Below are 26,097 nucleotides of genomic sequence, written 5' to 3'. Positions count from 1 at the left end.
GGAAAGCATAGGGTCCCATCCGCCGTGAGACCACCCGTAAATTCCGTTAGAATCGCAAGGGGCCAGGCCATGGCAAAGGTAGTTTTCGATCTGTTGAAGGCACTGCTGAATGCAACGCTGCTGCTGCTGGCGCTTTGCCTGTTTCTTGGCTGGCAGCTATCATCTTCCGTTGCACAGGTTAGCCAGCGGCTGAGCGATATCAGCAGCAACCTTCGGCCATTGCACAGCCAGGCCCAGGCAATGACGGAAGAATTCGCCTCCCTCTCGGCGGCAATTTCCCAGGCCGATACCCCCGACAGCAGCGAAATGCCGATCAGGCTTGCCCAGCTACAAGAAGAGCTGACGGCGCTGAAACTGGAAATCCAGTCGCTGAAACAATTGCCCGGTGAAGTGGTCAGAATCGCGGTTGAGACCGCCGTACAGGACCTGTCTGAGGAGCTGTCTCGTTGGTTGCCACAAGGCGGCGCCCAAGCTGACGAAGGCCAGAGTGACGAGAACTAGATTGGCAAGAATGTGACAGGCTGGAACGGAACAGGCTGGAATAGCACAAGCAGGAAGGCGAACCGCCTGCGCGCGGCACCTCGGTAGCAAAACGTCCGCCCGGAAAGACACCAGCCTCACCGGGCGCTGACCCTGGTTCAGCTGGCTGTTTCCTGCAGCTCTCGCACGATAGAGCCGTAGCCGCCTGCGCTCTCATAATCGATTTCGGGGGACGTGCTGTGGCGCGACAGGGCCGCGTTGCGGAAGGGAAAGCGCCCAAACAGACGGATCACTTCGCGGTGCGCCCGCGCATGCAGCATGTTGTTCGCACCCGTCTGTGGCATCCGCTCTTTCATCAGGCGCACGCAGCGTTCCTGATCACAGAGATTTTCCGAATGCATCAGGGGCATATAGAAAAACTGGCGCGCGGGTTCGTCGATCTTCATATCCCATTTGCGATTGATCGCATTCTTGGCAGCGCAAAGCGCCCTACGATCGGAATGGAACGCCTCTTTGGAACCACGGAACATGTTGCGCGGAAACTGATCCATCAAGATGATATAGGCGAGGGCACCGGTCGGATAGGTCAGCCAGAGAGAGAACCGGCCGCTGCAGCCCGCCTCCCAGGTGTCTTTGAACCGCTCTCGAATAGTGTCGTCCAAGGCTTCATCGCTCAGATACCAGCCGTCTTCACCAACCTCATCCAACCAGAATTTGAGGATATCTTCCGGGCCCTGCATTGTGCCATCTCCACGTATTAATACTGAGGATAACTTCAGACCATTTTACGGGTGATTTGCAAGTGACCCTGGGTCACTAATTGTAACACACAGGGCCATTTGTTGAAATATTACTCACAAACCCAAAAGGTTAGCGCAATCACCCCGCCTCGGTGGCGGCTTCTTGCTCCTCTATGTCGGTTTCGATGGCATATTCCTGTGCGAATTCCACCGCAACAGGAGAACCCGTCAGCGACATCGGCGCCATGATCCCGGTTTCATCCGAAGGAATCGCGGCACGCTGCGTGGTACGGTACAGCGCGTAGCATGCCAGCGCCCCCAGCAAGACCGCCATGAACAGGAAATATCCCGGAGGGCCAAAAATCGCATCGCTCATGATCCAGCCCGTGATCACCGGCCCGGCAATGGCCCCCAGCCCGTTGATAAAGACCAGCCCGCCCGAGGCCGCCGCCATATCGTCGTGCTCCAGATAGTCATTGGTATGGGCGATCAACAGCGAATAAAGCGGGTTGGACATACCGCCAATAAAGAAGGCGGCAACAAGCAAAAAGCTGTACTCGCCGCCCATGACCACCCCCATAAGCGCAGCGCCCCCCCCCAGAGCCGAAGCCGCCAGAACAAGAATCCGGCGATCCATCCAGTCAGACATCCAGCCCAGCGGATATTGCAGCACAATCGCCCCAATATAAAAGGTGGCGATAAAGACCGAGATTTGCGTCAGGCTTAACCCAGCCTCGGCGGCGTAGACCGCGCTCATGCCGAATTGCGCCGAGAATACGCCCCCCAGCAGGAACATCCCCACACAGCCCAGCGGTGAAACCTTCATCAGGGCACGCAGGGACATCGGTTTGGTGGTGTCAAAGGCCGGCGTGGGCGAGATCGACAGCAAAATCGGCGCAAAAGAAACCGAGATCACCACCGAGGCAATCACGAAAGTTTCATAGCCTGCCGGATCCCCCACCAACATCAGCGCCTGGGCCGTCACGATGCCAACCGTCTGCACAATCATATAAAGAGACAGCGCCTTGCCCCGGTTGGCATTGTCCGCCGCATTGTTCAGCCAGCTTTCCGCCGTGACATACACACCCGAAAAGCAAAACCCGATCAGGGCGCGGCCCAGCATCCAGGCAATGGGATTGGCCACCGCCGGATACAGGATCATTACTGCCGAAATCAGCGAGGCCAGCGCCGCAAAGACCCGCACATGGCCAACCCGGCGGATCATTTCAGGCGCCAGACGCGAGCCCCCCAGAAAGCCGACAAAATAGGCGGACATCACAAAGGACATCTGCAGGGTGGAAAAGCCTTCCATGGCGCCGCGCACACCCAGGATGGTGCCCTGCATGCCATTGCCAATCATCAGCATGCCCATGCCCAACAGCAGCGCCCATGCGCTCGACAAAACCTGCAGCATCTCGGTAACTCCTTTACCGACGAGAACAAACCGCAGGCCACAATGGTCCAGCAGCCTCAGCCCGCCTGTTATTTCTGACCCAAAGCCCCCTGACTGGCAGAGGTACTATTCTATGTTCAGGATTGGTTTCGCACGCCAGAACCCTCGGCGGGATCAGAACGCATACTGCCTAGGCTTGTCTAGCAAGATTAGCGCTAATTCTGCGACGTATTCGTCTTTTGCGGCAGCAAAAGCGACCCGTCGCCATAAGAAAAGAAACGATAACGATTTTTCACTGCGTGATCATAGATTTCGCGCACCCTCTCTGCCCCCATCAAGGCAGAGATCAGCATCAACAGCGTCGATTTTGGCAGGTGAAAATTCGTCATCAGCGCATCGGCCACATGAAAGGTGAAACCGGGATAGATAAAGATGTCGGTCTCCCCCTCCCAGGCAGCAATCTCGCCAGAACGCGCGGCACTTTCGATCAGCCGCAGCGCCGTGGTCCCTACCGGAATGACACGCCCCCCGGCTGCCTTGGTGGCAGCAATCTCGGTCGCGGCCTCGGGGCTGACACGGCCCCATTCCGCGTGCATCTTGTGGCGGGTCACATCCTCGACCTTGACCGGCAGAAAGGTGCCCGCCCCCACATGCAGCGTCACATAGGTAAAGGTGACGCCCTTGGCCGCCAGATGCGCCAGCAGCGGGGCATCAAAATGCAAAGAAGCGGTTGGCGCAGCCACCGCGCCCGCATGCCGGGCCCAGATCGTCTGGTAATCCTCTTTATCCCGGTCATCGGCTGCGCGTTTGGCGGCGATATAGGGCGGCAAGGGCATGGCACCAGCCGCGTTCAGCGCCTGATCAAAATCATCCCCTGTCAGATTGAACTGCAGCACCCCCTGGCCGTCTTCGACCCGCACCAACTCTGCCGTCAGGGAATCGGAAAATACCAGCTCTTCGCCCGGTTTGATCTTTTTCAAGGGTTTGAGCAGCGCTGACCAACCGCCATCCGGCTTGGGATCCAGCAGGGTCACCTCGATCTTGGCAGCGGTCTTGCCCTGTGCGGTGTCTCGGTGGCGCAGACCTGATAACCGCGCCGGGATGACGCGGGTGTCATTCAACACCAGCCGATCGCCGCTCTGCAATAGATCGACAAGGTCGCCAACATGTGCATCCTGCAACTGGTTTGGCGTGGCCACCAGCAAGCGGGCCGCGCTGCGCGGGCTTGCCGGGCGGGTGGCTATCAGATCTTCAGGCAGGTCAAAGTCAAAATCGCTCAGTTTCATGGCGCCCCTTTACGAGGTTTCACACGCCTTGACCATGGCCCAGATCTGCGCCGAGCCCAGAAAATTCCACCGGCCTAGCGTTCACCACCGCTGTTGCTGGGGCGATGCGGTGGATCTGGCGCGCGTTCTTCCACCGGAGCCCCCGGCACTGTCGGCGCCTTGCCGCGAAAAATGTCCCGGACAATCCCCGGGGCCAGGGCGGACAGCGGATTGACACTGACACTCGGGTCATCCGCGCTGCCTTTCAGCTTGAAGGCAAAGCCAAACAACCCCTCGCCCTTGCGCGCCACCACGCGCCCGATGGCATTGATCAGATAGATCGGCGAAATCACCCCGCGCATATCCAGCGCACCATTGCGCAGATCATAGATCCCATCCATCGAGATCCCCATGGACGGGCCGACGGCGCTGCTCTCATGCAGGGTCAGATGGGTGGACCCCAAGCGGAACTTAGCCTCGACCCCGGTGAACAGGATCCCCCCGCCGGAAAGCTCATCCAGCAGGCCAATCACACTGATCGCATTCAACAGGGCGGCCATTGATGGCGCGTTCTTGATCCGGGTATTCTGGATCTTGATCTCGCCGTCATATTCGCCCGCAACCGAGGCTGGCACCAGGGTCATGTCAAAACTGCCACCCCGGCCATGGCGCAGAATACCCGCCGCTTGAAACACCCCGCCGGCATCTTTTGACCGGAGGCGCATTGCGATGCCCCCGCCCTGTGGCACCACCACCCCCGAAACCGTCGGTGCCCCGTTGAGCCGCCCGGTGAATTGGCCGTTGAACCCGCCATTGGTAGAAAACCGCCCCTCAAACCCGGTGAGGGCGATGCTCTCGGTGACCTGCAACCGATCCAGCCGCATGGTGATCGGGCCAGTTGACGCGCCGCCGCCAGAGCTGCTGCCGCTTTCTGCAGAAAACGGTGCCTTTTGCAGGTCCAGCGTCCCCCCCGTCATCTGCAGATCTGCCTGGCCATTGTTTCGTCCGACAAACTGCACCGCCCCCTGCAGCCAGTTGCCCACAGTCACCGAAGAGAAGCTGGCACGGTCCAGCCCGCCGCCTGGCGTAACGCTGACCTGGCCCTGCGCCGTCAGCCCCGGCGCAGAGAGCGACAGCCGGTCCACCTTGGCCGGTGTTGACAGTGTCGCCTCCAGATCTAGCCTGCCCGTCGTCGGCGGCGCCTTGCGCCAGCTGATCGGCGCGATCCGCAGATCAAGCCCGGCCAGATCCGACGACAGCTGCAGCTTGGGTGGCTGATCCGGGGCCAGATCCAGTTGGTAGTCTCCCTGTCCCTGCCCGGCAACGGTGCCATCGGGCAAACCGATTTCAAAGGTCGCAAGCGCAGCGGCGCTGATCTCAACCCGGCCAGTGACCTGGCTGGCGCGGCTGACATCCTTGCCCACGGCCTGTTGCCAATGGGCTGTCAGCGGCACCCCCGAAAGCCTGCCTGCCCCCGATAGCGACACCTGCCCCTGATCGCCGCGCAACTCCAGACGCTGCGCGGCGACCTCTTGTCCGGGCACCAGCACGGTACTGCGCACATCGCGAACCACCCCGGTGTAGTGATAGGTAATCTCCTCCGGGGCCACCTTCCGCTTCAGCGGCAAGGCCAGGGTGCCCACGACATTGATCTGCCCCGCCGCCAGATCGACCGGCAATTCGGCCTTGTCCATAATGGCCAGCGGCGGCCGGTTCAGCAGCGACAGCCCCGCCGTGACCGAGCCCTGCGCCACCACTCGCGCAATCCCCGGCGTGCCGTCCTTGACCGTCGTATCCGGAATAATGAAAGAGGTCCCCGCCACCGAGACAGAGCCGCCTTGATCCGCCGTCACCGTGCCTTTGCGGGCGACGATGACCATCCGGTTGCCATAGAGGCTGAAATGCCCCGCCGCATCCTGTACCGGCGGCAAATGTTTCTGAAACTTGACCTCTGCCCCGGCAAAATTCGCTTCCAGCGCCACAAAGGGCCTGTCCCGCCCCTTGCCCCGCAGGGCAAAGTTCACCGCCTGCGCCTGCGCCTTCGCCACATTCTGCAACACCCAGCGCCGCGGTTTTTCCGCTGCCCCAGCGGGCCAGAGCGATTTCACCTGGGCCAGATCCAGCAGATCTGACTGCGCGTTCAGGGCATAGTCCCAGCCTTCCTCTCCGGTCTTGATATCACCATTCAGGTGGATCTGACGGCCCTCGTGCTCCACCAGCATTTCGCCCAGCTGAAAGCGAAAAGGCGCAGGTTGCAGGTGGAAATCAGCCGTTACCCCGGCAAAGACCTGCGGCGTCGGGTAAAGCCCGGCTGGGTTCAGGGTCAGGTCGCGAAAGTGCAGTTGCCCCACTAGATCGGTCAGCCGCCCATCGCGTATCCCCGCAAGATCGGCCTGCCCCTCCATGGTGCCAGAGCCCCAGCCGCTGCTGACCTTCAGCTCGTCAAACTGCAAGCGCTGGTCCTGCGGGTAATAGGTGAAATAGCTATGCGCCCCGTGAATCGGAATCGGCAGTGTCTGCGGCGAAGGCTGGATAACCCCCTCGCCAATCTGCAAGATCGCCGAAAGCGGCAGCAGCCCGCCGTCCGCATCAACACCACCACGCAGCGAGCCCGAAATCGCCGCGCGCAGCACCTGCAACCAGCCAAGCGCCGGCGCCTGCACCGCAATATCCTCGCTGGCAATATCACTGACCAAAATTCCAAACTGGGCCGCAACTTCGCCAATCTCCGAAGTATAGCTGGCCTCGACCACCCCAACATCCTGGCGACCGCTCAGCACCGAAAAGCCGGCCGAAATGGTCAGGGTCTCATCCTGCCGTTCAAACCCCACCTGGCCGCCATCCATGATCCAGACGCGGCCAAGCCGGGCATCCTCATAGCGCAGCGTCACGCCTTCGATTGTCACATCGACCAAGGCAGAAAGCTGCGGCAGCTGGAACTGGCTGTCCCATTGTTCAATCAGTTGCGGCAGGCTCTCCGCCTGGCGCAGTGGCGACCCCCCTTCGGCGAAACTCAGCGCGATACTATCCGTTTCACGCCGCAGACTGGCATATAATCCATTGAAATATATCCGCTTTGGCCGCAGTCGTGCCCGAAGAAGCGGCCGCATGGCAATGGAAATTTCGGCATCCGCCAGCTGCAGAATAGGGCCGCCGTCCGCGCCGCGCAGAACCACGTCGCGCAGGCCCAACCGGGGCCGCCAACCGTGATTGACCACAAAGTTGAGCTCGCCAAACTCCAGCTGCAGTCCATTCAGGCTCTGTTCCAGCCGGGCCTCGACCCGTTGGCGCAGCCAATTCGGGGCCTGCATCTTGGTGCCGACGCCAAAATAGATCGCCCCCGCAGCCAGAAAACACAGGACCACAACCAGCCGAATAGTCCACCGCAACAGCTGCCAGTGCCAGCGGCGCCGTTGCGCAGCCTGCCTCTGGGTCACTTTCGTCACTTGCGACGCATCCGGCGTGCCAAGGTCGGTGTTTTCCGCCTCTGGTTCGATCGCTGTTTATCCTTTGCCCGTGATGGCCTATTTGTGACAGGAAGACCCTGCCAACCCGTTTTGGAGACAAACAAAATGCTCGACGCTCATGATCCGGCCCCGCTTTTCACCCTGCCCCGCGATGGCGGCGGCGAATGCTCTCTTGCGCAGATGCAAGGCTCGGTGGTTGTTCTGTTTTTCTACCCCCGCGATGATACGCCGGGCTGTACCAAAGAATCCATCGGCTTTTCGGCCCATCTGCAAGCCTTTGCCGATGCTGGCGCCCAGGTGTTTGGCATTTCCAAGGATCCGATTTCCAAACATGAAAAATTCATCGCCAAACACGCGCTGACCACACCATTGTTGTCGGATGCCGATCACAGCACCTGCGAAGACTACGGCGTCTGGAAAGAAAAAAACATGTACGGCAAAAAACACTGGGGCATCGAGCGCTCGACCTTTCTAATCGACGCCGAAGGCAAAATCGCCCGCGTCTGGCGCAAGGTCAAAGTCGACGGCCATGTCGAAGAGGTGCTTGCCGCCGCCAAGGCCTTGTAATCCGCCCTGCAACCGGGGCTGCGGCTGCCGGTCCAAGCTTCGCTTCGGAGCCGCCCGTCACCTGGCCCCGATCAGCCATTTTTGCGGCCACAAAGCCAGATAAATCGCCGAGGGGCCCCTTTGGCGAGACGGCTATTTATCTTGCGACGGGGCTGCGGAAATGGCAGGGGCTGATCAGGTGATGGGGGTTCTGAAGCCTTCGCTTTGGAGGGCCCCTGATCTTGCCTACCTTTCCCTCCGGTTCTCTGTAAGGATCCCGCATGACTGCTCCGCTCAGCCTCGCTCAGATGGCCACCCAGGTGCTGACCACCGCCGATGGCAAGGAAAAGACCGCCCTGTCGCGGCGCCATGCCGCCGCCTGGCGCGACGCGCGCAGCCACACCCCCTGCACTATAGAGATTGGCACCGCCACGCCTCCGCTGCATCCCGCCCGGCCGGACCGGCCGGAATTGCTCAGCCCGCGCGATGTGCCCAAACGCAAACCCGGCAGCGAGGCCGGCCGGATTGCGCTGCTGCATGCGGTTGCCCATATCGAGTTGAACGCGGTTGATCTGCACTGGGACATCATTGCACGCTTTTCCCATGTGCCTTTGCCGATTGGCTTCTTTGATGACTGGGTGAAGGCGGCGGACGAAGAATCAAAACATTTTGGCCTGATGTGCGATTGCCTGGAAAACCTGGGCAGCCACTATGGTGCGCTGCCGGCCCACCAGGGCATGTGGAAAGCCGCCGAAGACACCGCCGAGGATCTGATGGCCCGCCTTGCGGTAGTGCCCATGGTGCTGGAAGCGCGCGGACTGGATGTGACCCCCGGCATGATCAAGATCTTTCGCCAGGCCAAGCTGACCCAGGCGGTAGAGGCGCTGGAGGTGATCTATTCCGAAGAAGTCAGCCATGTGGCCTATGGCTCCAAATGGTTCTACTTTCTGTGTGGCCGCGACAACCTGGACCCGAAAGGCGTTTTTCACGATCTGGTGAAGCGCTACTTCCACAGCCCGCTAAAGCCGCCTTTCAACGAGGAAAAGCGCGCAGATGCCGGTCTCCCGCCTGATTTCTACTGGCCGCTGGCCGATCAGGTGAAGCCGATTTCCGGCATCTGATACCGCGGGCTTTGCTTTCCGAGGTCTGCCCCACGGCTTACTGGCGGTAATCCGCCTAAAGGCGGCGCAATACTGTGCCTAGGGATCGGCAGGTGCAGCGCAGTGGCGGAATTCCCCCATCACCCTTGCTCAACACCTCGGTGATGGCTAAAGATTTCGCCCACAGAGCAACCGCACGGGGATGACGGTCGCTCTGGCTCAATTGGGATGGAACAAGGATCAGCGCGTGCGCACACGTCTGGCTATAAAGATACACTCGTTTCTGGAACATTGGTTTCCGGAACGCCGGGTGTTTTTGAAATCGGATGCAGATACCCGCTTCGTGCGGCTTCGACCGGAAACCCAGCTGATTGCCACCCTTGGCATGGTCCTGTTTGTCGCCTGGTCAATTGTCGCCACAGCTATCGTCTTGATGGACAGTATCGGGTCGGGCAATTTCCGCGAACAGGCCAAGCGCGATCAAATGACCTATCGCGCCCGGTTGAATGATATTTCAGGCGAACGAGACAGCCGCGCCGAAGAGGCCCTCGCAGCGCAAGAACGCTTTAACGCGGCGCTGGCGCAGATCTCGCTGATGCAGTCGGAACTGCTCACCTCTGAAACCCGGCGCCAGGAATTGGAAACCGGGATCGAAGTGATCCAAACCACCCTGCGCCAGACCATGACCCAGCGCGACAACAGCCGCGCCGAACTGGCAGCCCTGCGCCAGAATGCCGAGGCAGAGGGCGCCGCACCTCTGATGGCAGGTGCCACACCTTTGCAGATGGATTTCCTGTCGACGGTGCTGTCCGAAACCGCCAATGAGCGCGACCAGATCGAAGCCGATGCCAAGGCCGCCCTGGAACAGCGCGACGAAATAGAGCTGGAGCTGGAGCTTCTCAACGAGCGCAACGACCAGATTTTCCGCCAATTGGAAGAGGCGGTGACCGTCTCTGTAACCCCTTTGGACAAGATGTTCAAAAACGCAGGCATGCCACCAGATCGCATTCTGGAGCAAGTCCGGCGTGGCTATAGCGGTCAGGGCGGTCCGCTTGCCCCTTTAGCCCTGTCCACCCGCGGTGAAGAACCCTCCGCGGAAGAGCTGCGCGCCAACAAGATTCTTGATCAGTTGGACCAGTTGAACCTCTATCGCATGGCGGCCCAGCAGGCCCCCTTTGCCAATCCGGTGAATTTGGGACTGGTGCGCCGGTCTTCCGGCTTTGGCTACCGCCGCGACCCCAAGACCGGTGGCCGCCGCCTGCACAAAGGATCTGATTTTGCTGGAAAAACCGGCACAGATATCTACGCCACAGCCGATGGCACAGTCACCCACGCAGGCTGGCAATCCGGCTATGGCAAACTTGTTACCATTCAGCATGCCTTTGGGATTGAGACGAAATACGCTCATAACTCAAATCTGCGCGTCAAGGTGGGCCAAAGGGTCTCGCGCGGGGATCACATTGCTGATATGGGTAACACCGGACGGTCCACCGGGACCCACCTCCACTATGAGGTTAGGGTCAATGGCAAACCCGTAAACCCGATGATCTATATCAAGGCTGCAAGAAATGTTTTCTAAGAGCAAAATCAACGAGCCCGGACCAAAGCAGGCCGAGGCGACCCCAACAGCTGCACCAGCGGCTGCCGCGCCTGCTGCGCCCTCCGGCGATTACAAGCCGGCAGCACCAAAGGCAAAACCGCCTGCGTCGCTGCTCAGCTCGGATCTGCATATCGCAGGCAACCTGAAAACCTCTGGCGATATCCAGGTTGAAGGCACCGTCGAAGGTGATATCCGCGCCCATTTGCTGACAGTTGGCGAAACCGCCACCATCAAGGGCGAAGTTGTTGCCGATGACGTTGTGGTCAATGGCCGCGTCGTTGGCCGTGTCCGTGGCCTGAAGGTACGTCTGACTGCCACTGCCCGCGTCGAAGGCGACATCATCCACAAGACCATCGCAATTGAAAGCGGCGCCCATTTTGAGGGCTCGGTCCAACGTCAGGATGACCCGCTGACCCCCGGTGGCAAAAAAGCAATGCCCGCAGGCACCGCTGCAGCGCCAGCTGCCGCGCACGCCGCACCATCTGCCGCTGTCAAGGCCGCCACAAGCGCCGCCAAAGCCGAAGGCTAAGCCGACGCGCGACCAGCTCTGACGCAAGAGACGATATCAAGTTATCAAAGGCACCGAAGCTCTCTTCGGTGCCTTTTTGCTTGCCTGCGACAGCACAACCCAAGGCAGCACCTGGTCTTTACATCATCTACCCAGGTGTTAAAAAGGTCCCGATAATTTAACGTTAATTTTTGAAACTTGGAAATTACAGGTATGACAAAGTTCGTCATCAATGACCCTAGCGGCACTTGGACCGCAGATTTTCTCAACAACGATGATTTTGCCAACCCCGTCCTGGCTTACCGAAGCTCAACCACGCTGATCATCACCGGCAGCAACGGCGCGGCGATGACGCTGCGGGGAAACTTTTCCTCAAGCAGCTACTACCTTTGGACCTTTAGCACGATTTATGTAAGCGAATACGGCGCGACCAAATACACTATCTCTGATTTTCACCTTCGCTTCACGCAGCTGGATTCACTGGGCAGCAGCTCCATGCTTTATGGGCACGATAGCATCATCTCCAACATGATGACGGGCAGTGTTTTTAGAACCTATGGCGGCAATGATACCATCGACGCCGGCACAGGCAATGACAGCATCGACGGCGGCACGGGCACAGACCAGGTTGTTATTGCCGACAGATATGCTGACGCAGATATCTCGCAGGTGGGATCACTGATCCAGGTGGATTCCGCTGATGGCGTTGATGTGCTCCATTCGGTTGAGCTGTTGCAGTTCCAGGACAAAACCGTTGCTGTTCAAGCTGGTACCTCCTATGCGAACACCCTGACCGGAGATCAGCAATCGCAGACCGCCGACGATCTCATCTTTGCCGGGGAAGGCAAAGATACCGTATCCGGCGGTACCGGCGATGACACGATCATGGGGGGCAGCGGTGCGGATCTGTTGCATGGCGATGATGGCGCTGACCAATTGATTGGCGGTAATGGCCACGACACCCTAGCAGGCGGCCGGGGCAATGATGTGTTGTTTGGGAATGAAGGCGACGATTCCCTCGATGGCGGCGATGGCCACGACTGGCTGCTGGGCGGCGGCGGCAAGGACAGGCTGTTTGGCGGCCAGGGGGCTGACCAACTGAAGGCCGGTTCCGGCAGTGATTTACTCAATGGTGGCGGCGGCCGGGATAAGCTCTGGGGGGGCAATGGTAACGACACCCTGAAAGGCGGCTATGGCAACGACCGGATTCAAGCCGGCACGGGCAATGACAAGCTGTTCGGAAACGAAGGCGCCGACCGGCTCTTGGCTGGCAGCGGCAAGGACACGTTATTTGGCGACCAGGGGGATGACTGGTTGTTCGGCGGCAGTGACAACGATGTGCTTGTTGGCGGCGATGGTCAGGATCAGCTCTTTGGCGGCAGCGGCAATGATACGCTGAACGGCGATCTCGGCGATGATCTGCTGACTGGCGATTCTGGCGCTGATTTCTTTATCTTCCGCAGCGGGCATGGGAATGACACAATTTCCGACTTTGAACTTGGCCAGGACAAGATTGTCATCGGCCGCGGTGCCTCTTGGTTCAAGCAGTTGGATTTTGCACAGCAGGGCGATGACGTTCTTGTCTCTTTCTCTGATGTGACAATCCTGGTTGAAGACATGACCCTGGCGCAGCTGCAAGACGCCGATAACTTTCTATTGTGATCCTGGCCTGACAGGCCTACCCCATTGCCGATGGTCCGCGCTGGGGATGGCTGGGCTGACGGTGGCCACCAAAAGCAAAGCCGCGCCAAGGAAATCCTGGCGCGGCTTTGTCACTGTACACCACCTGCCCTAGCTAGACACAGGGCGGGGCCGGTGGTTTTGCCATCACTCGGTGGCGGTCACTTTCACCATCACATCGGGCTTGCCGACAACGGCACCATTGGCGCCTGCGCCCAGCTTGATCGCATCGACAATATCCATGCCCTCGGTCACGGTGCCGACAACGGTGTATTGACCGTTGAGGAAATGACCCGGCTTGAACATGATGAAGAACTGCGAATTGGCGCTATTGGGGTTCTGCGAGCGCGCCATGCCAACAACGCCGCGATCAAAGGGGCGATCCGAAAACTCGGCAGGCAGATCAGGACGATCGGACCCGCCCATGCCGGCGCGGCCCATATCGCCGCCCATCTTGCCAAACTGGACATCACCGGTCTGCGCCATAAAGCCATCGATAACACGGTGGAACACCACGCCATCATACTTGCCCTCAGAGGCCAGCGCGGTGATCTGCTCCACATGTTTGGGGGCGACGTCTTCAAACAGGTCGATCTTCACCAGACCGTTGGCACCTTCGCCCTCGATCTGAATTTCCAGCCCCGAGGCCAGCGCCGAGCTGGCAACCAGGGAAAAAACCGCGGCCAGCTTAAACATCGGCAGCCACCTTGACGCTGATCATGCGATCAGGATTCGCGGGTGGCTCTCCCTTGGTGATGGCGTCGACGTGCTCCATACCCTCGATCACCCGGCCATAGACGGTATACTGACCGTTGAGGAAATGATTGTCCTTGAAGTTGATGAAGAACTGCGAGTTGGCCGAATCCGGGTTTGCGGAACGGGCAGCCCCCAGGGTGCCACGGTCATGCGGCAGGCTGGAAAATTCGGCCGGCAGATTCGGGTGCTCGGACCCACCGGTGCCCGCCATGCGCAGGTTGAACCCATCTTCCATATCGCCATGTGCAACATCGCCGGTCTGCGCCATGAAACCATCGATAACACGGTGGAAGCAGACATTGTCATATTCACCGGCGCGGGCCAGTTCCTTCATGCGTGCGGCATGTTTTGGGGCCACGTCCGCCAGCAGTTCGATGACAACATTGCCGTCTTTCAGCTCGACGATGACGGTGTTTTCTGGATCTTTGATCTCGGCCATGGGGCCCTCCTGTCGGTAAAATTTGCAACGATAGTTAAGCCGAGTGCCAGCAATTGCCAAGGGAGCATTGACTGACAGCTAAAAAGCGCTGAAACAACGGGGCAAAATCCCGGAATATCTGCACAGAGGAGCCTCTCATGGGCTGGAAAACACTGGATGACATGGACCTGGCCGGCAAAGGCGTGTTGGTGCGCGTGGACATCAACGTCCCATTGGTTGATGGCGTGGTGACCGATTCCACCCGAATCCGCCGCATTGCCCCCACCGTGCGCGACATTCTTGCCGCCGGAGGCCGCCCGATCCTGCTGGCGCATTTTGGCCGCCCGGCAGGCGAACGTCGTGACAGCTTGTCCCTGAACCAGCTGGTGCCGACGCTGGAGCGCGCCTTTGAAACCAAGGTGCATTTTGCCACCGATTGCGTCGGTCCCGCCGCCCGTGAGGCCGTCAAGGCGCAGCAGCCCGGTGAAGTGCTGCTGCTGGAAAACACCCGATTTCACCCCGGCGAGACCAAGAACGACCCGGCGCTAGCCGCTGGCATGGCCGAGCTGGGGGATATCTATTGCAACGATGCCTTTTCCGCCGCCCATCGCGCCCATAGCTCTACCGAGGCGCTGGCGCGGTTGCTACCCGCCTGTGCCGGGCGGCTCATGCAGGCGGAACTGCAGGCACTGGAAAGCGCCCTGGGTGCGCCAAAGCGCCCTGTCACTGCCGTGGTTGGCGGGGCCAAGGTCTCGACCAAACTGGAACTTCTGGGCAACCTGGTGGAAAAGGTGGATTATCTGATCATCGGCGGCGGCATGGCCAATACATTCCTGGTGGCCAAGGGCGTTGCTGTTGGCAACTCGCTTGCCGAACATCAGATGGCAGAGACCGCGCTGCAAATTCTTGCCAAAGCCGAGGCCAAGGGCTGCAAGATCATCCTGCCCAGCGATATTGTCGTCGCTGAAAAATTTGCCACCCATGCGCCACATCAGACCCTGCCGGTGGACCAATGCCCCGAAGCGGGCATGATCCTGGATGCAGGCCCCGACAGCGTCAAAACCATCACCGGGATTTTTGAGCAGAGCAAAACCCTGATCTGGAACGGCCCGCTGGGAGCCTTTGAGCTGGAGCCCTTTGATGCCGCAACCAATGCCGCCGCGCTGAAGGCCGCTGAGCTGGCGCGGGCTGGTGCCCTGGTCGCTGTGGCAGGTGGTGGCGATACAGTTGCCGCGCTGAATGCCTCTGGGGCAGCGGCAGACTTCACCTATATCTCCACTGCGGGCGGTGCCTTTCTGGAGTGGATGGAAGGCAAGGTGCTGCCCGGCGTCGCAGCCCTGGAGAACTAGGCCCAAGTGGGGCAAGGGCCGGGGCCATCGCTTGCGTGACATGCCCCCCTTGCGCCGCCCTGCCCCCCTACCAACATGCCAACATGCCAACATGCTGTTGAATACGGCCCTTCGCCTGCGGTTGACGGCAGGCAGTAGCGATATGTTCTGTCGTGATGGACAGGGTCAGGCCAGCCCGTATCCGGGGCTGGCCGCCCCACCTCTTAACAAACCGTTAACGGAAAATTTTCTATCCCCTTGTGGATAAAAGGGGATTCACAAACCGAATCACTTGTGCCATAATGAATGCAGAGGCAGGAACAACCGGCCCAACACAGACTTGAGCAGTAACATACAGGCACTTCCATTGACCCGAAGCAGCACGCCTTCCATAGGTTCCTTTACCTTCTTTGTCGTTGCGTTTGCGCTGAGCGCATATTTCACCTTTGCCGCCGTGCAGGGGGATTTCGGGTTGTTCAGAAGAGTTGAGATCCAGGCCGAAGCCGATGGGCTTCGCCTGGATCTTGATCGCCTGAACCTTGAAATCTCTGAAATAGAGAACCTCACCCACCGGCTGTCGGATAACTACCTGGACCTTGATCTGCTGGATCAACAGGCTCGCTCCGTGCTGGGTATGCTGCGGTCTGACGAAATCGTCATTCGCTGATCTCACCCGTTACAGACGCCTGACATAAAGGCCATTGCATCCGGCTGTTGAACCGGCCTGCCCGTCGTGCAACCATGCCGCCACGGATACCAGTGTTGCAGCTGGCGGATGGGGCCTGTGGCCAATACTCAGCCCGCATGCGCTGAATTGACCGGTCGTTACAAAATGTCTCGCCAGCTGCGCCAATTTGAACTATGAATTAGTTTAACACTAAACTATCTAGCCTCAAAGGGGGAGCCCGCACCGATGGCAGCTAGGAAAAGCACAAAGAAACCAAACGTTTCTGCCGAAGAACTGACCAAGTATTATCGTGACATGCTTTTGATCCGTCGATTCGAAGAAAAGGCAGGCCAGCTTTATGGCATGGGCCTGATCGGCGGCTTCTGTCACCTTTACATCGGGCAGGAAGCCGTCGTTGTCGGCCTGGAAGCTGCTGCAGAAGACGGCGACAAGCGCATCACCTCCTATCGGGATCACGGTCATATGCTGGCCTGCGGCATGGACCCGAATGGCGTCATGGCCGAACTGACCGGCCGTGAGGGCGGCTATTCCAAGGGCAAGGGCGGGTCGATGCACATGTTCTCGAAAGAGAAACATTTCTACGGTGGCCACGGCATCGTGGCGGCACAAGTGCCGCTGGGGGCTGGTCTGGCCTTTGCCGACAAGTATAAAGAAAACGGCCGTGTGACCTTTACCTATTTTGGCGATGGCGCTGCCAACCAGGGCCAGGTCTATGAGACCTTCAACATGGCCGCGATCTGGGATTTACCAGTGGTTTTTGTAATTGAAAACAACCAATACGCCATGGGCACCGCGCAGGCGCGCTCAACCTCTACACCGGATATCTACACCCGTGGCGCGGCCTTTGGCATCCCCGGTGAAGCCGTCGACGGCATGGATGTACTGGCGGTCAAAGAGGCCAGCGAACGCGCGGTCGGGCACTGCCGCTCAGGCAAGGGGCCTTATATCCTGGAGGTGAAGACCTATCGCTATCGTGGCCATTCCATGTCCGACCCTGCCAAGTACCGCACCCGCGAGGAAGTGCAGAAAATGCGCAGCGAACGCGACCCGATCGAACAGGTCCGCGACCTGCTGCTGACTGGCAAACATGCCAGCGAGGAAGATCTGAAAGCGATCGACAAGGAAATCAAGGAAGTGGTCAACCAGTCCGCTGAATTTGCCCGCACCAGCCCGGAACCAGCGCTTGATGAGCTCTGGACCGATATTTACGCCTGAGGGGAAGAAATTAGATATGGCAACTGAAATTCTGATGCCCGCCCTGTCGCCAACCATGGAAGAGGGCACCCTGGCCAAATGGCTGGTCAAAGAGGGTGACACTGTCAGCTCTGGTGACATTCTGGCCGAGATCGAAACCGACAAGGCCACCATGGAGTTCGAGGCGGTTGACGAGGGGATCATTGGCAAGATCCTGATCAGCGATGGCTCTGAGGGGGTAAAGGTCAACACCCCCATCGCCATGCTGGTCGAAGAGGGCGAGAGCCTGGACGCCGCGCCTGCGGCGCAGGAAGAAGCGCCAACGGCCGGGGCACCTGCGGCGCCCGCAGCCGCCGTCGCTGCTGCCGCGCCCAAATCGCAACCCGAGGTGGACACCAGCCCCGACTGGCCGGAAGGCACAGAGGTTGTCAAGACCACCGTCCGCGAGGCCCTGCGCGATGCCATGGCCGAGGAAATGCGCGGCAACGAAAACGTCTTTTTGATGGGCGAGGAAGTCGCCGAATATGAAGGCGCTTACAAGATCTCTCAGGGGCTGCTGGATGAATTCGGCCCCAAACGGGTCATCGACACGCCGATCACCGAACATGGGTTTGCGGGTATTGCCACCGGCGCAGCCTTTGCCGGGTTGAACCCGATTGTCGAGTTCATGACCTTCAACTTTGCCATGCAGGCGATTGATCAGATCATCAACTCTGCGGCCAAGACATTGTATATGTCCGGCGGTCAGATGGGCGCGCCCATGGTGTTTCGTGGCCCCAATGGGGCAGCCGCCCGCGTTGGGGCCCAGCACAGCCAGGACTATGCGGCCTGGTATATGCAGATCCCTGGCCTCAAGGTGGTGATGCCCTATTCGGCCTCTGATGCCAAAGGCCTGCTGAAAACCGCCATCCGCGATGCCAACCCGGTGATCTTCCTGGAGAATGAAATTCTCTACGGGCGTTCGTTCGATGTGCCAAAGATGGATGATTTCACCGTACCCTTTGGCAAGGCTAGGATCTGGCGTGAGGGCACCGATGCCACCATCGTCTCCTTTGGGATCGGCATGCACTACGCCCTGGAAGCAGCGGACAAGCTGGCGGAAGAAGGTATCAGCGCCGAGGTCATCGACCTGCGCACCCTGCGCCCGATGGATCTGCCCACGGTGATCAAATCTGTCATGAAGACCAATCGTCTGGTGACCGTCGAGGAAGGCTGGCCGCAGGGCTCTGTCGGCAGCTATATCGCGTCGGAAGTGATGCAACAGGCGTTTGATTACCTTGATGCGCCGGTGGTGACCTGCACCGGCAAGGATGTGCCCATGCCCTATGCGGCAAACCTGGAACGCCACGCGCTGATCACCACCGATGAAGTGGTCGCCGCCGTGAAACAAGTGACCTACCGGTAAGGAGCGCGAGAAGCATGCCCACAGAAATCCTGATGCCCGCACTCTCCCCCACCATGGAGGAAGGCACCCTGGCCAAATGGCTGGTCAAAGAAGGCGATACCGTGTCGTCCGGTGATCTCATTGCTGAAATCGAGACGGACAAGGCCACCATGGAATTTGAAGCCGTCGATGAAGGTGTTGTTGGCAAGATCCTCATTGCCGAAGGCTCCGAAGGCGTGAAAGTCAACACGGCCATTGCAGTGCTGCTGGAAGAGGGCGAAAGCGCCGATGATATTGGCGCGACACCGGCCAAGGCAGCAGAGGCTGCGCCCGCAGCCGACGCGGGTAACAAAGCGGCCCCTGCGGGCGCTGCGGCGCCCGCTTCCCCTGCCCCGGCAGCCCCCGCCGCAGCAGATGGTACACGCATCTTTGCGTCCCCCCTGGCGCGGCGTATCGCAGCCGACAAGGGGCTTGATCTGGCACAGCTCAGCGGCTCTGGCCCGCGTGGTCGCATCGTCAAAGCCGACGTAGAAACCGCCACAGCCTCCACATCGTCAGCCGCCCCCGCCGCCAAGGAGGCCCCTGCCGCGTCAGCCACAGCTGTCGCCACCGGTGCCTCTGCCGATATGGTTGCCCGAATGTATGAAGGGCGCGCCTATGAAGAGGTTTCTCTCGACGGTATGCGCAAGACCATCGCTGCGCGCCTGACAGAGGCCAAGCAGACCGTGCCGCATTTCTACCTGCGCCGTGATATCCAGCTGGACGCGCTGCTGAAATTCCGCAGCCAGTTGAACAAACAGCTGGAAACCCGTGGCGTCAAACTTTCGGTCAATGACTTCATCATCAAGGCCGTGGCGCTGGCGCTACAGGCGGTGCCCGAGGCCAATGCCGTCTGGGCCGGCGATCGCGTGCTTCAGATGAAGGCATCGGATGTGGCTGTGGCCGTGGCGATCGAGGGCGGCTTGTTCACCCCTGTCTTGCAGGACAGCGAGATGAAATCCCTCTCGGCGCTCTCGGCCGAGATGAAAGACCTCGCCACCCGCGCCCGTGATCGCAAGCTGGCCCCGCATGAATATCAAGGCGGCAGCTTTGCGATTTCCAACCTCGGGATGTTTGGCATCGACAACTTTGACGCCATCGTCAATCCGCCCCATGCCGGCATTCTTGCCGTGGGCGCAGGCGCCAAGAAACCCGTTGTTGGTGCAGATGGTGAACTGACGGTCGCCACGGTGATGAGCGTCACCATGTCGGTTGACCACCGGGTCATCGACGGTGCTCTGGGGGCCCAGTTGCTACAGGCAATTGTCGAAAACCTGGAAAACCCGATGGTCATGCTGGCCTGACCCTCCTTAAAGGTACAACAGACAAACCACCCGCAGGCTGCCCTGCGGGTGGTTTCTTGTATGGCTGACTGATCGCCTGCCGAGAGCGTATCGCGGTCATTCACAGCCAGCCGATAGGCTCTCGCGTGTTGATTTCGCGTTTCAACAAGCGCAAAACCGGTCTCCGCTTTCAAGCGACATGCACTAGTCAGCCCCGGGGATAAGATCGCAGACACGAAAAAGGGGGCCGTGGCCCCCTCTTGCCAGGCAATGTTTCCCTGGACCGAACCGTGCGTAACCAAACGCGGCCTGACCAATCTATACCGCCCCGGCCCACAGAGACCTGGCGCCTAGGTGTCGTCGCGCTGCGCCGAAAGGACCTGATCCATGCTGATCGAGGGTTGATCGCAGCCTGCTTCACCAACGATTCTGGCAGGCACACCCGCCACTGTCTTGCATGGGGGCACCTCTGACAGCACAACCGAGCCCGCAGCGATCCGGCTGCAATGACCGACGCGGATATTACCCAGAACCTTGGCGCCGGCGCCAATCAGCACCCCGTCTTCGATCTTGGGGTGGCGGTCTTCTTCTTCTTTGCCAGTCCCGCCCAGGGTCACCGAATGCAACATAGAGACATTATCGCCGACCACCGCAGTTTCACCAATGACGATAGAATGGGCATGGTCGATCATGATCCCCCGGCCAATTCTGGCACCGGGATGAATGTCGACGCCAAAGATTTCCGAAATACGCATCTGGAAAAAGAACGCCAGGTCCTGATCGCCCTGCAACCACAGCCAATGTGCAATCCGATAGGCCTGCACCGCCTGATAGCCCTTGAAATACAGGATAGGCTGCACCAGCCGATGGCAAGCGGGATCACGATCATAAACCGCCATCAAATCAGCCCGCGCCGCCGCGATCAGATCCGGGTCCGAGGCATAGGCCGTCTCGACGATTTCACGCAGGATCACCATCGACATCTCGTTCGAGCATAGCTTGGCCGAAATGCGGTAAGACAGCGCTTTCTCTAGCGTTGGGTGATGCAGGATACAGGCATGAATCAAGCCCCCCATCAGCGGCTGCTTGGCGACGGCCTCCTGGGCTTCGGCGGAAATCTGTTCCCAGACCGGGTCCAGCGGGGTTACGGCTCTGCGCGTCTTGATCATGATATGCTGTCCTTTTGTCACCCTTAGGTTTGCATTTAGGGCAGAAAAACCCAAGCGCAAACCCTTGATGGCAAAGATTTCCAAAATGAATATGTCGGGGCCGGAAAATAAAAAGCCTGCAAGGGTGCGCTGCCAATGATGGCCAAGCCCGGTGCACAGCTGTTCAGTCCTGCTGCCGCTGCGCAGGCGGCAATCGGCGCTGCAGCTCTTGCAGCGATATCATCAAGCACTTGATATAACACGGATCATCCCAGAATGGTTCTGTCGCAAGACGGCAGCAGCGCCGCGCCACCGCGTCCAAAGAGCCATTGCCCCACTGCGGATGCAGGGTGCCGGTGTGCGCGACATGGGCGGCGGCCAGGGCGGCGCGGTCAAACAGTTCCTGGCACAGAGCCTGGCGTTTTTCTGCTGAATGCGCCAGCAGGGCGCGCGACAGGCTGCTCAGATCCTGCGGCAAAACGGGCAAGAGCACTGGCAGCTTTCTGGATCGCGGTGCGGGCGGCACCTGGCCACCCGCCTGCATTTCATGGATTTTCATTGGTGCAGATTTCGTGAAACTGGCCCCTGCCGCCTCACCGCATTAACCCAGCGGCTGACAGCTGGCAAAGCCGGCACCGTAGCGATCAGACAGCTGCGCAACCTCAATCAGGTCTCCCTGCAACGCCCCATCGGCGCTTTGCGCACTTTGGCTATAGGTCCAGGCAGCTGTGGTCACCGTCTCTTCACGCAGCACGGCAGCGCCACGCAGCACACGCAACCGATAGGCCTCTTGGTTTTCGCCCAGCGGGATTTCGGCCAGATCCCAGCTATCGCCTTCGATCCGGCTGCGCCGGATCCAGCTGACCAGGATATTGTCCCCCAGATCCCCCTGCAGCCGCAAATGCACCGGCGCATAGGGACGCAGCCCGTTGCCATCAAAGGCCTCAAGCCGGTGCAGATAGCTGGGGTCATCATAGCTGCGCCGCGCCGGACCGATGCGGTAATGCCGGGCAATACGGCGCTGGGCCAGCGACAGATCGACCTGATTGAAGCTGCCATCCAGCAGCACCACATAGGACCCTTCGGGCCAGAGCGCGGGCATCAGCCCATCGCTGCCAAGCTGGCCACGCAGACGCCCCCGCAGCATATAGGTGTCCGGTGCCACCAACTCTGCCTCGCAGAACTGAAAGATCTCCCAGTTGTCTGGGCTGCCATCGCCGATGGCCACTGCATTCGCCCCATTCAGCACCGCAGCTTTATCGCGGCTCTGCAGCGTGCCGGAAATCAATTTGACCTGCAGATCCGCCCCCAGATCCCAACGCCCAGGTGCCGCTGCGGCCAGCGCCGTTTCAGTCAGACCAATTGTACTGCGGGCGGCGATGATCTGCTCCAGCTCATAGGCGGCATCGCTGCCCGAGCTGTAGAGCGCCACACTGCCGGGCCAGGGATCGGCCGTTACCGCCAGATGCGGCGCATGCGGGACCTCCTCTCCCGTCAGCAGCGGCAGATCCAGAAACAGCGGCAAGACCGGCAGCGGCGGCGCGAAAATCGCCCCCCTGGGCAGGGTCTCGGCAATGTCAGCGGGCTGGTAGACCTCTGGCTCGATCCGCACCGCCTCGACGGTCTGTGCCGTGGCCAGTTCCATCCGGTCAAGCCGGTAGCGCGCGCCCGGTTGCGCCGCTGGGCGCAGCTCGTCTTCCCCGACAGGCGACGCCTCAGCCGTCGTTTCAGCAGGCAAGGTGACAACATCCCCGACCCCCAGATGCAGCTGCGACGGCGGCAGCACAAAGCGGGCGGTATCACGGGCGACGCGGGATTCGGCCAGCCAACGCTGGACGATCTGCCCCGCCTCACTCTGCGTCAGCACCAAGGAGAGCTCATGCGAGCTGACGGCATGGGTTGCCTCATCCGGCAGGCTCGCCTCGACAGAGGCCGTGTCATAGTTGCTGCCCCAAGCGATGTAGCGCAGGCGCACCCGCCCCGCCAGCTCGGCCTCAGCCTCGCGGCGCAGCTCCAGCACGCCGTCAAGCTCTTCGCTGGCCACCAATTCCTGCTGTTGCAGCGCAGCAACCTCGTTGCCCTGACGCAGGCGAAATTCCAGCACCCCGTCGCGCTCGATACTGTCAAAGCCATATCGCAGGCTCAGCGGTTGCAGGGCGGCGCGGGCCGGGGCAACATCGCCCAGCCCATAGCCATGCACAATCCCGTAGAGCTGGCTGACATCAATCCGATCCTGCCCGGAATTGCGGCAGATTTCATCCACCACAGAGGCCAGACTGCGCTGCCCAGCGCGCCCGTTCAGCCAATGCCCGCGCAGATAGTTTGCGCCGTCGCTCCAGATATCGCCACGATTGGGAAAGGCGGGAAAGGGGCGCGCATCCCAGGCCCAGACAAAAGCGTTGCTCATATCCAGCATTCGCCCCTCATATTCCGTTGACAGCGGATTATGCGTCGGCTCGCGCCAATACCCGATCAGGGCGCGCAGATATTGCAGCTGCATCAGATCATCGCGCTGGCCGTTGGAATATTTTGGCAGCCGCGATTCAGAGCTCTTGGGATCGAGAAATTTGTTGGGCTGGTTCGTCCCCTTATCAATGGCGGCGCAGCCCAGTTCGGTGAACCAGATCGGTTTCTTTTGTGGCTGCCAGGGGCTGGGCACCGCCTGGCGCACCCCATCAATGCGATCATAGTGCTGATTGGACCACCAGTTCTTCAGATCCTTGTAGCGCCAGATCCAGGGTTCATCATGGGCACCGTCGGTGATCGGCGTGCGGATCTGGGCGGCTTCGGCTTCGGGGGAATGGTAGTACCAGTCATAACCTTCGCCGCCTTCGACATTGGCGCGCAGATAGTCCAGATCATAAATGCTTTTGCTGCCCGCCACCCGGTCCAGATGATTCTGCCCCTCGCGCCAGTCGGACAGCGGCATGTAATTGTCGATCCCGATGAAATCGATGTTGTTATCAGCCCAAAGCGGATCAAGGTGAAAATACCGGTTACCATCAGGGCTTTGGTAACCCCAATATTCCGACCAATCTGCCGCATAGCTGATCTTGGCATCCGGCAGCAAGAGACGCACCTGCGCCGCAAGATCGCGCAGCGCGGCAACGGCGGGAAAGCCCGTCGCGCCACGGATCTGGGTCAGCGCGCGCATTTCGGAACTGATGCAAAAGGCCTCTACGCCCCCGGCGGCGGCACAGAGCGCCGCGTAATGCAGGATAAAGCGCCGCAGCCCCCAATCCACCGCGCCCGTATAGGTGACCTGCCCGGCAGAGATGATGAAATCAGAGGCAGCGGCACCGCCCATAAAGGCCGCGACCTCGGCCTCGGCATCAAGGGTCTGATCCGGGCTGCCAGGCTGTCCCGGTGCCTGCGACAGGGTGATACGCCCCCGCCAGGGCAGATGCGGCTGACCGGTCTGCTGGCTCCAGGGGTCTGGCAGGCTATTGCCTGTGGTTTGATCCATCAGGATAAAGGGGTAGAACATCACCCGCTTGCCCGCCGCTTTCAGCGCGACAATCGCCTCTATCACCGAGGCATCCGCCGGGGTCCCCCCATAGAGAGAGCGGTCTTCGCTATCCTTGGGGACCAGCCCAGCACTTGCGCGGTTTACCCCGGATACCTTCCAGGGCATCGGCACGCCATCGGCCTGTTTCTGGTCCACCTTGGGTTTGATCTGACACTGGGCACAGCGCAGATCATTGCCAAACCAGGACACAATAAGCGAAGCCGCCTCGCAGGCGGGCAGCTCGCTGTTCAATGCCGCAAGCGAGGTGGCAAGATCGCTCTGCCCCGAGGCGCTATGGCTATTGGCACCCTTGGCCTGCCCCGGCCCGGCGCTATAGTGTATCGGCGTGGTGGCCAGGGCATATTCCCCGGTGCCCGGCATCAGGGCAACGCCTTTGACCAGCTGCCCCAGGTCCAGATCATACTCGGGGCTGTCTGGCTGCTCTGGCCGCACCACTTCAAAGGAGAACTGCGGCACCCGGTTGCCAAAGCGCTCCAGCGCGATGTTTTCCATGACCACATAGGCGGTGCCGCGATAGGCCGGCACCTCGCCCGTGCCTTCGACCGCCTCCATCAGGGGATCCGGCAACTGATCTGGGGTGCCGCGATAGACCGTCATGTTCAATGCCAGCGGCGAGATCTCTTCGCCATCGACCCAGACCCGTGGCACCGAAGCGATCTCGCCCACACAGAGCGCGATCGCCAGCGACACCGAATAGCTGTAGCGGGTGGTGGTGGGCTGGCGGGGGGCCCCCTTGCCGCTGCCACCACCTGTTATCGTTGTGGTTTCCAGAAAGTCACTGGCCCAGATCACCTGCCCCCCAATGCGGCTACGGCCAAAGACCTGGGCGATGGGGGCACCCTGGATGGCCTCGGTCAGGCGAAACCGGTCCACCCGGCCCACCTCGACCGCTTCGGAACCAGCGCCAAGCAAGCGCTCATCTATCGCCCGCCCCAGGGTCGCGCCCACTGCGCGGCCAATGGCGACGCTGGACAGCCCCGCAACGCTGCCCCCAATAGAGCCGCCAATCGCCGCTCCGGCTGCAGAAAGAACAATGGTTGCCATCAGCTCAGCTCCTCAGGGTAGGTAAAGCGCGCCACGATGCGGCGCTGCCAGGGGCCCGTCAGGGCACTTTCCACCACGCCACGACCAGAATAGGCATGAATAAAGGCTGCTCCGCTGGCGGGACCGGCCCGATGGCACGGCACACGCGATTGCAAGCCAAGATGTTTGGCCACCGCACCCGCCCGCATCCGAAACAGCAAAACATCCCCCAGCGCGGCCGCGTCCAGGGGTTTGGGGGTCAGGTAGCGCCGCGCCGCCTGCCACAGACGTTCCTGGCCCTGGGGTTCTGACCAATCCAGCGAATAGGCCGGGGGTTTCGCGGGCTCCTGCCCATAGAGATCCCGCCAGACCCCGCGGATAAGCCCCAGACAATCACAGCCCCCCCGGTAGCAGCTGGCCTGATGCAGATAGGGCGTGCCCAGCCAGCGACGCGCTGCGGTGACTGCCCGCAGATTCCCCTGCGGCGCAGAAGAACCTGGGGCCGTCATCAGGCTCTGCGGTGGTTGC

Annotated in this window: 21 protein-coding genes; 11 read left to right on the top strand and 10 right to left on the bottom strand. The window is 60.3% G+C overall.

What is annotated here, in order from left to right:
- Window positions 1-69 precede the first annotated feature (69 nt).
- A complete protein-coding gene (locus ACN0VH_RS01590) occupies window positions 70-501 on the top strand; it encodes a hypothetical protein (protein ID WP_417699260.1) in 432 nt (143 codons plus the stop codon).
- A gap of 137 nt (window positions 502-638) precedes the next feature.
- On the opposite strand, the gene ACN0VH_RS01585 is transcribed toward ACN0VH_RS01590, so the two are convergent.
- The 4 genes from ACN0VH_RS01585 to ACN0VH_RS01570 all read right to left on the bottom strand — a co-directional run bounded on the left by ACN0VH_RS01585 (window position 639) and on the right by ACN0VH_RS01570 (window position 7,315).
- A complete protein-coding gene (locus ACN0VH_RS01585) occupies window positions 639-1,220 on the bottom strand; it encodes a DUF924 family protein (protein ID WP_278921513.1) in 582 nt (193 codons plus the stop codon).
- A gap of 139 nt (window positions 1,221-1,359) precedes the next feature.
- Complete coding sequence (locus ACN0VH_RS01580; protein WP_278921512.1) at window positions 1,360-2,634, bottom strand: MFS transporter; 1,275 nt, start codon at window positions 2,632-2,634, stop codon at window positions 1,360-1,362.
- A gap of 194 nt (window positions 2,635-2,828) precedes the next feature.
- On the bottom strand, window positions 2,829-3,899 hold the full coding sequence (gene queA, locus ACN0VH_RS01575; RefSeq protein ID WP_417699257.1) for a tRNA preQ1(34) S-adenosylmethionine ribosyltransferase-isomerase QueA: 1,071 nt from the start codon (window positions 3,897-3,899) through the stop codon (window positions 2,829-2,831).
- Between the two features lie 74 nt (window positions 3,900-3,973).
- Entirely contained in the window at window positions 3,974-7,315 is a 3,342-nt protein-coding gene (locus ACN0VH_RS01570) for a YhdP family protein (RefSeq protein ID WP_417699255.1), read from the bottom strand.
- A gap of 135 nt (window positions 7,316-7,450) precedes the next feature.
- Here ACN0VH_RS01570 and ACN0VH_RS01565 point away from each other — a divergent pair, with 135 nt between their 5' ends.
- From ACN0VH_RS01565 to ACN0VH_RS01545, 5 genes are all read left to right on the top strand, one after another.
- On the top strand, window positions 7,451-7,912 hold the full coding sequence (locus tag ACN0VH_RS01565; protein WP_278921509.1) for a peroxiredoxin: 462 nt from the start codon (window positions 7,451-7,453) through the stop codon (window positions 7,910-7,912).
- 260 nt (window positions 7,913-8,172) lie between these two features.
- Window positions 8,173-9,012 carry a ferritin-like domain-containing protein gene (locus ACN0VH_RS01560; protein ID WP_278921508.1) on the top strand — a complete coding sequence of 280 codons (840 nt, stop codon included), beginning with the start codon at window positions 8,173-8,175 and terminating at the stop codon, window positions 9,010-9,012.
- Window positions 9,013-9,238: 226 nt separating this feature from the next.
- Window positions 9,239-10,570 (top strand): M23 family metallopeptidase, encoded by a 1,332-nt coding sequence (locus ACN0VH_RS01555; protein WP_278921507.1) that lies wholly within the window; start codon window positions 9,239-9,241, stop codon window positions 10,568-10,570.
- Complete coding sequence (locus tag ACN0VH_RS01550; protein WP_278921506.1) at window positions 10,560-11,120, top strand: bactofilin family protein; 561 nt, start codon at window positions 10,560-10,562, stop codon at window positions 11,118-11,120. The genes ACN0VH_RS01555 and ACN0VH_RS01550 overlap by 11 nt, the downstream gene beginning before the upstream one ends.
- 192 nt (window positions 11,121-11,312) lie before the next feature.
- Window positions 11,313-12,761, top strand: a complete 1,449-nt coding sequence (locus ACN0VH_RS01545) for a calcium-binding protein (protein ID WP_417699252.1) — start codon at window positions 11,313-11,315, stop codon at window positions 12,759-12,761.
- A gap of 165 nt (window positions 12,762-12,926) precedes the next feature.
- On the opposite strand, the gene ACN0VH_RS01540 is transcribed toward ACN0VH_RS01545, so the two are convergent.
- Window positions 12,927-13,475 (bottom strand): peptidylprolyl isomerase, encoded by a 549-nt coding sequence (locus tag ACN0VH_RS01540; protein WP_417699250.1) that lies wholly within the window; start codon window positions 13,473-13,475, stop codon window positions 12,927-12,929.
- Window positions 13,468-13,974, bottom strand: coding sequence for a peptidylprolyl isomerase (locus ACN0VH_RS01535; RefSeq protein WP_232402354.1), 507 nt, complete (start codon window positions 13,972-13,974; stop codon window positions 13,468-13,470). Before ACN0VH_RS01535 ends, ACN0VH_RS01540 begins: the two co-directional genes overlap by 8 nt.
- A gap of 137 nt (window positions 13,975-14,111) precedes the next feature.
- Between ACN0VH_RS01535 and ACN0VH_RS01530 the strand changes: the two genes are divergently transcribed.
- The 5 genes from ACN0VH_RS01530 (at window position 14,112) to ACN0VH_RS01510 (ending at window position 19,890) form a co-directional block, all read left to right on the top strand.
- Window positions 14,112-15,302 (top strand): phosphoglycerate kinase, encoded by a 1,191-nt coding sequence (locus ACN0VH_RS01530; protein WP_417699247.1) that lies wholly within the window; start codon window positions 14,112-14,114, stop codon window positions 15,300-15,302.
- 346 nt (window positions 15,303-15,648) lie between these two features.
- Entirely contained in the window at window positions 15,649-15,948 is a 300-nt protein-coding gene (locus ACN0VH_RS01525; protein WP_278921502.1) for an FtsB family cell division protein, read from the top strand.
- Between the two features lie 246 nt (window positions 15,949-16,194).
- The gene (gene pdhA / locus ACN0VH_RS01520) at window positions 16,195-17,184 is read left to right on the top strand and encodes a pyruvate dehydrogenase (acetyl-transferring) E1 component subunit alpha (RefSeq protein WP_232402347.1); all 990 of its coding nucleotides are present in this window, start codon (window positions 16,195-16,197) and stop codon (window positions 17,182-17,184) included.
- Between the two features lie 16 nt (window positions 17,185-17,200).
- Window positions 17,201-18,568, top strand: coding sequence for a pyruvate dehydrogenase complex E1 component subunit beta (locus tag ACN0VH_RS01515; RefSeq protein WP_278921501.1), 1,368 nt, complete (start codon window positions 17,201-17,203; stop codon window positions 18,566-18,568).
- A 14-nt stretch (window positions 18,569-18,582) separates the two neighbouring features.
- A complete protein-coding gene (locus ACN0VH_RS01510) occupies window positions 18,583-19,890 on the top strand; it encodes a pyruvate dehydrogenase complex dihydrolipoamide acetyltransferase (protein WP_417699244.1) in 1,308 nt (435 codons plus the stop codon).
- A gap of 329 nt (window positions 19,891-20,219) precedes the next feature.
- Here the strand turns inward: ACN0VH_RS01510 and cysE are convergent, their stop codons facing one another.
- The 4 genes from cysE to ACN0VH_RS01490 form a co-directional block, all read right to left on the bottom strand.
- On the bottom strand, window positions 20,220-21,038 hold the full coding sequence (gene cysE / locus ACN0VH_RS01505; protein ID WP_278921499.1) for a serine O-acetyltransferase: 819 nt from the start codon (window positions 21,036-21,038) through the stop codon (window positions 20,220-20,222).
- 163 nt (window positions 21,039-21,201) lie between these two features.
- A complete protein-coding gene (locus ACN0VH_RS01500) occupies window positions 21,202-21,576 on the bottom strand; it encodes a DUF7742 family protein (RefSeq protein WP_278921498.1) in 375 nt (124 codons plus the stop codon).
- Window positions 21,577-21,618: 42 nt separating this feature from the next.
- Window positions 21,619-25,590 carry a baseplate multidomain protein megatron gene (locus ACN0VH_RS01495; RefSeq protein WP_417699242.1) on the bottom strand — a complete coding sequence of 1,324 codons (3,972 nt, stop codon included), beginning with the start codon at window positions 25,588-25,590 and terminating at the stop codon, window positions 21,619-21,621.
- On the bottom strand, window positions 25,590-26,078 hold the full coding sequence (locus ACN0VH_RS01490; RefSeq protein WP_417699974.1) for a C40 family peptidase: 489 nt from the start codon (window positions 26,076-26,078) through the stop codon (window positions 25,590-25,592). The genes ACN0VH_RS01495 and ACN0VH_RS01490 overlap by 1 nt, the downstream gene beginning before the upstream one ends.
- Window positions 26,079-26,097 lie beyond the last annotated feature (19 nt).

Source organism: Pseudophaeobacter sp., assembly GCF_048267565.1.
In the GTDB taxonomy this organism is placed as follows: domain Bacteria; phylum Pseudomonadota; class Alphaproteobacteria; order Rhodobacterales; family Rhodobacteraceae; genus Pseudophaeobacter; species Pseudophaeobacter profundi.
Note: the sequence above shows the minus strand (reverse complement) of the source record. Positions and strands in the feature narration are given on the sequence as shown.

Coding starts and splice junctions, on each gene's coding strand:
- ACN0VH_RS01500 (WP_278921498.1), bottom strand. CDS start 21,576: ATGAAAATCCATGAAATGCAGGCGGGTGGCCAGGTGCCGCCCGCACCG.
- ACN0VH_RS01530 (WP_417699247.1), top strand. CDS start 14,112: ATGGGCTGGAAAACACTGGATGACATGGACCTGGCCGGCAAAGGCGTG.
- ACN0VH_RS01580 (WP_278921512.1), bottom strand. CDS start 2,634: ATGCTGCAGGTTTTGTCGAGCGCATGGGCGCTGCTGTTGGGCATGGGC.
- ACN0VH_RS01540 (WP_417699250.1), bottom strand. CDS start 13,475: ATGTTTAAGCTGGCCGCGGTTTTTTCCCTGGTTGCCAGCTCGGCGCTG.
- ACN0VH_RS01535 (WP_232402354.1), bottom strand. CDS start 13,974: ATGGCCGAGATCAAAGATCCAGAAAACACCGTCATCGTCGAGCTGAAA.
- pdhA (WP_232402347.1), top strand. CDS start 16,195: ATGGCAGCTAGGAAAAGCACAAAGAAACCAAACGTTTCTGCCGAAGAA.
- ACN0VH_RS01510 (WP_417699244.1), top strand. CDS start 18,583: ATGCCCACAGAAATCCTGATGCCCGCACTCTCCCCCACCATGGAGGAA.
- queA (WP_417699257.1), bottom strand. CDS start 3,899: ATGAAACTGAGCGATTTTGACTTTGACCTGCCTGAAGATCTGATAGCC.
- ACN0VH_RS01545 (WP_417699252.1), top strand. CDS start 11,313: ATGACAAAGTTCGTCATCAATGACCCTAGCGGCACTTGGACCGCAGAT.
- ACN0VH_RS01515 (WP_278921501.1), top strand. CDS start 17,201: ATGGCAACTGAAATTCTGATGCCCGCCCTGTCGCCAACCATGGAAGAG.
- ACN0VH_RS01490 (WP_417699974.1), bottom strand. CDS start 26,078: ATGACGGCCCCAGGTTCTTCTGCGCCGCAGGGGAATCTGCGGGCAGTC.
- ACN0VH_RS01585 (WP_278921513.1), bottom strand. CDS start 1,220: ATGCAGGGCCCGGAAGATATCCTCAAATTCTGGTTGGATGAGGTTGGT.
- ACN0VH_RS01565 (WP_278921509.1), top strand. CDS start 7,451: ATGCTCGACGCTCATGATCCGGCCCCGCTTTTCACCCTGCCCCGCGAT.
- ACN0VH_RS01590 (WP_417699260.1), top strand. CDS start 70: ATGGCAAAGGTAGTTTTCGATCTGTTGAAGGCACTGCTGAATGCAACG.
- ACN0VH_RS01550 (WP_278921506.1), top strand. CDS start 10,560: ATGTTTTCTAAGAGCAAAATCAACGAGCCCGGACCAAAGCAGGCCGAG.
- ACN0VH_RS01495 (WP_417699242.1), bottom strand. CDS start 25,590: ATGGCAACCATTGTTCTTTCTGCAGCCGGAGCGGCGATTGGCGGCTCT.
- ACN0VH_RS01560 (WP_278921508.1), top strand. CDS start 8,173: ATGACTGCTCCGCTCAGCCTCGCTCAGATGGCCACCCAGGTGCTGACC.
- cysE (WP_278921499.1), bottom strand. CDS start 21,038: ATGATCAAGACGCGCAGAGCCGTAACCCCGCTGGACCCGGTCTGGGAA.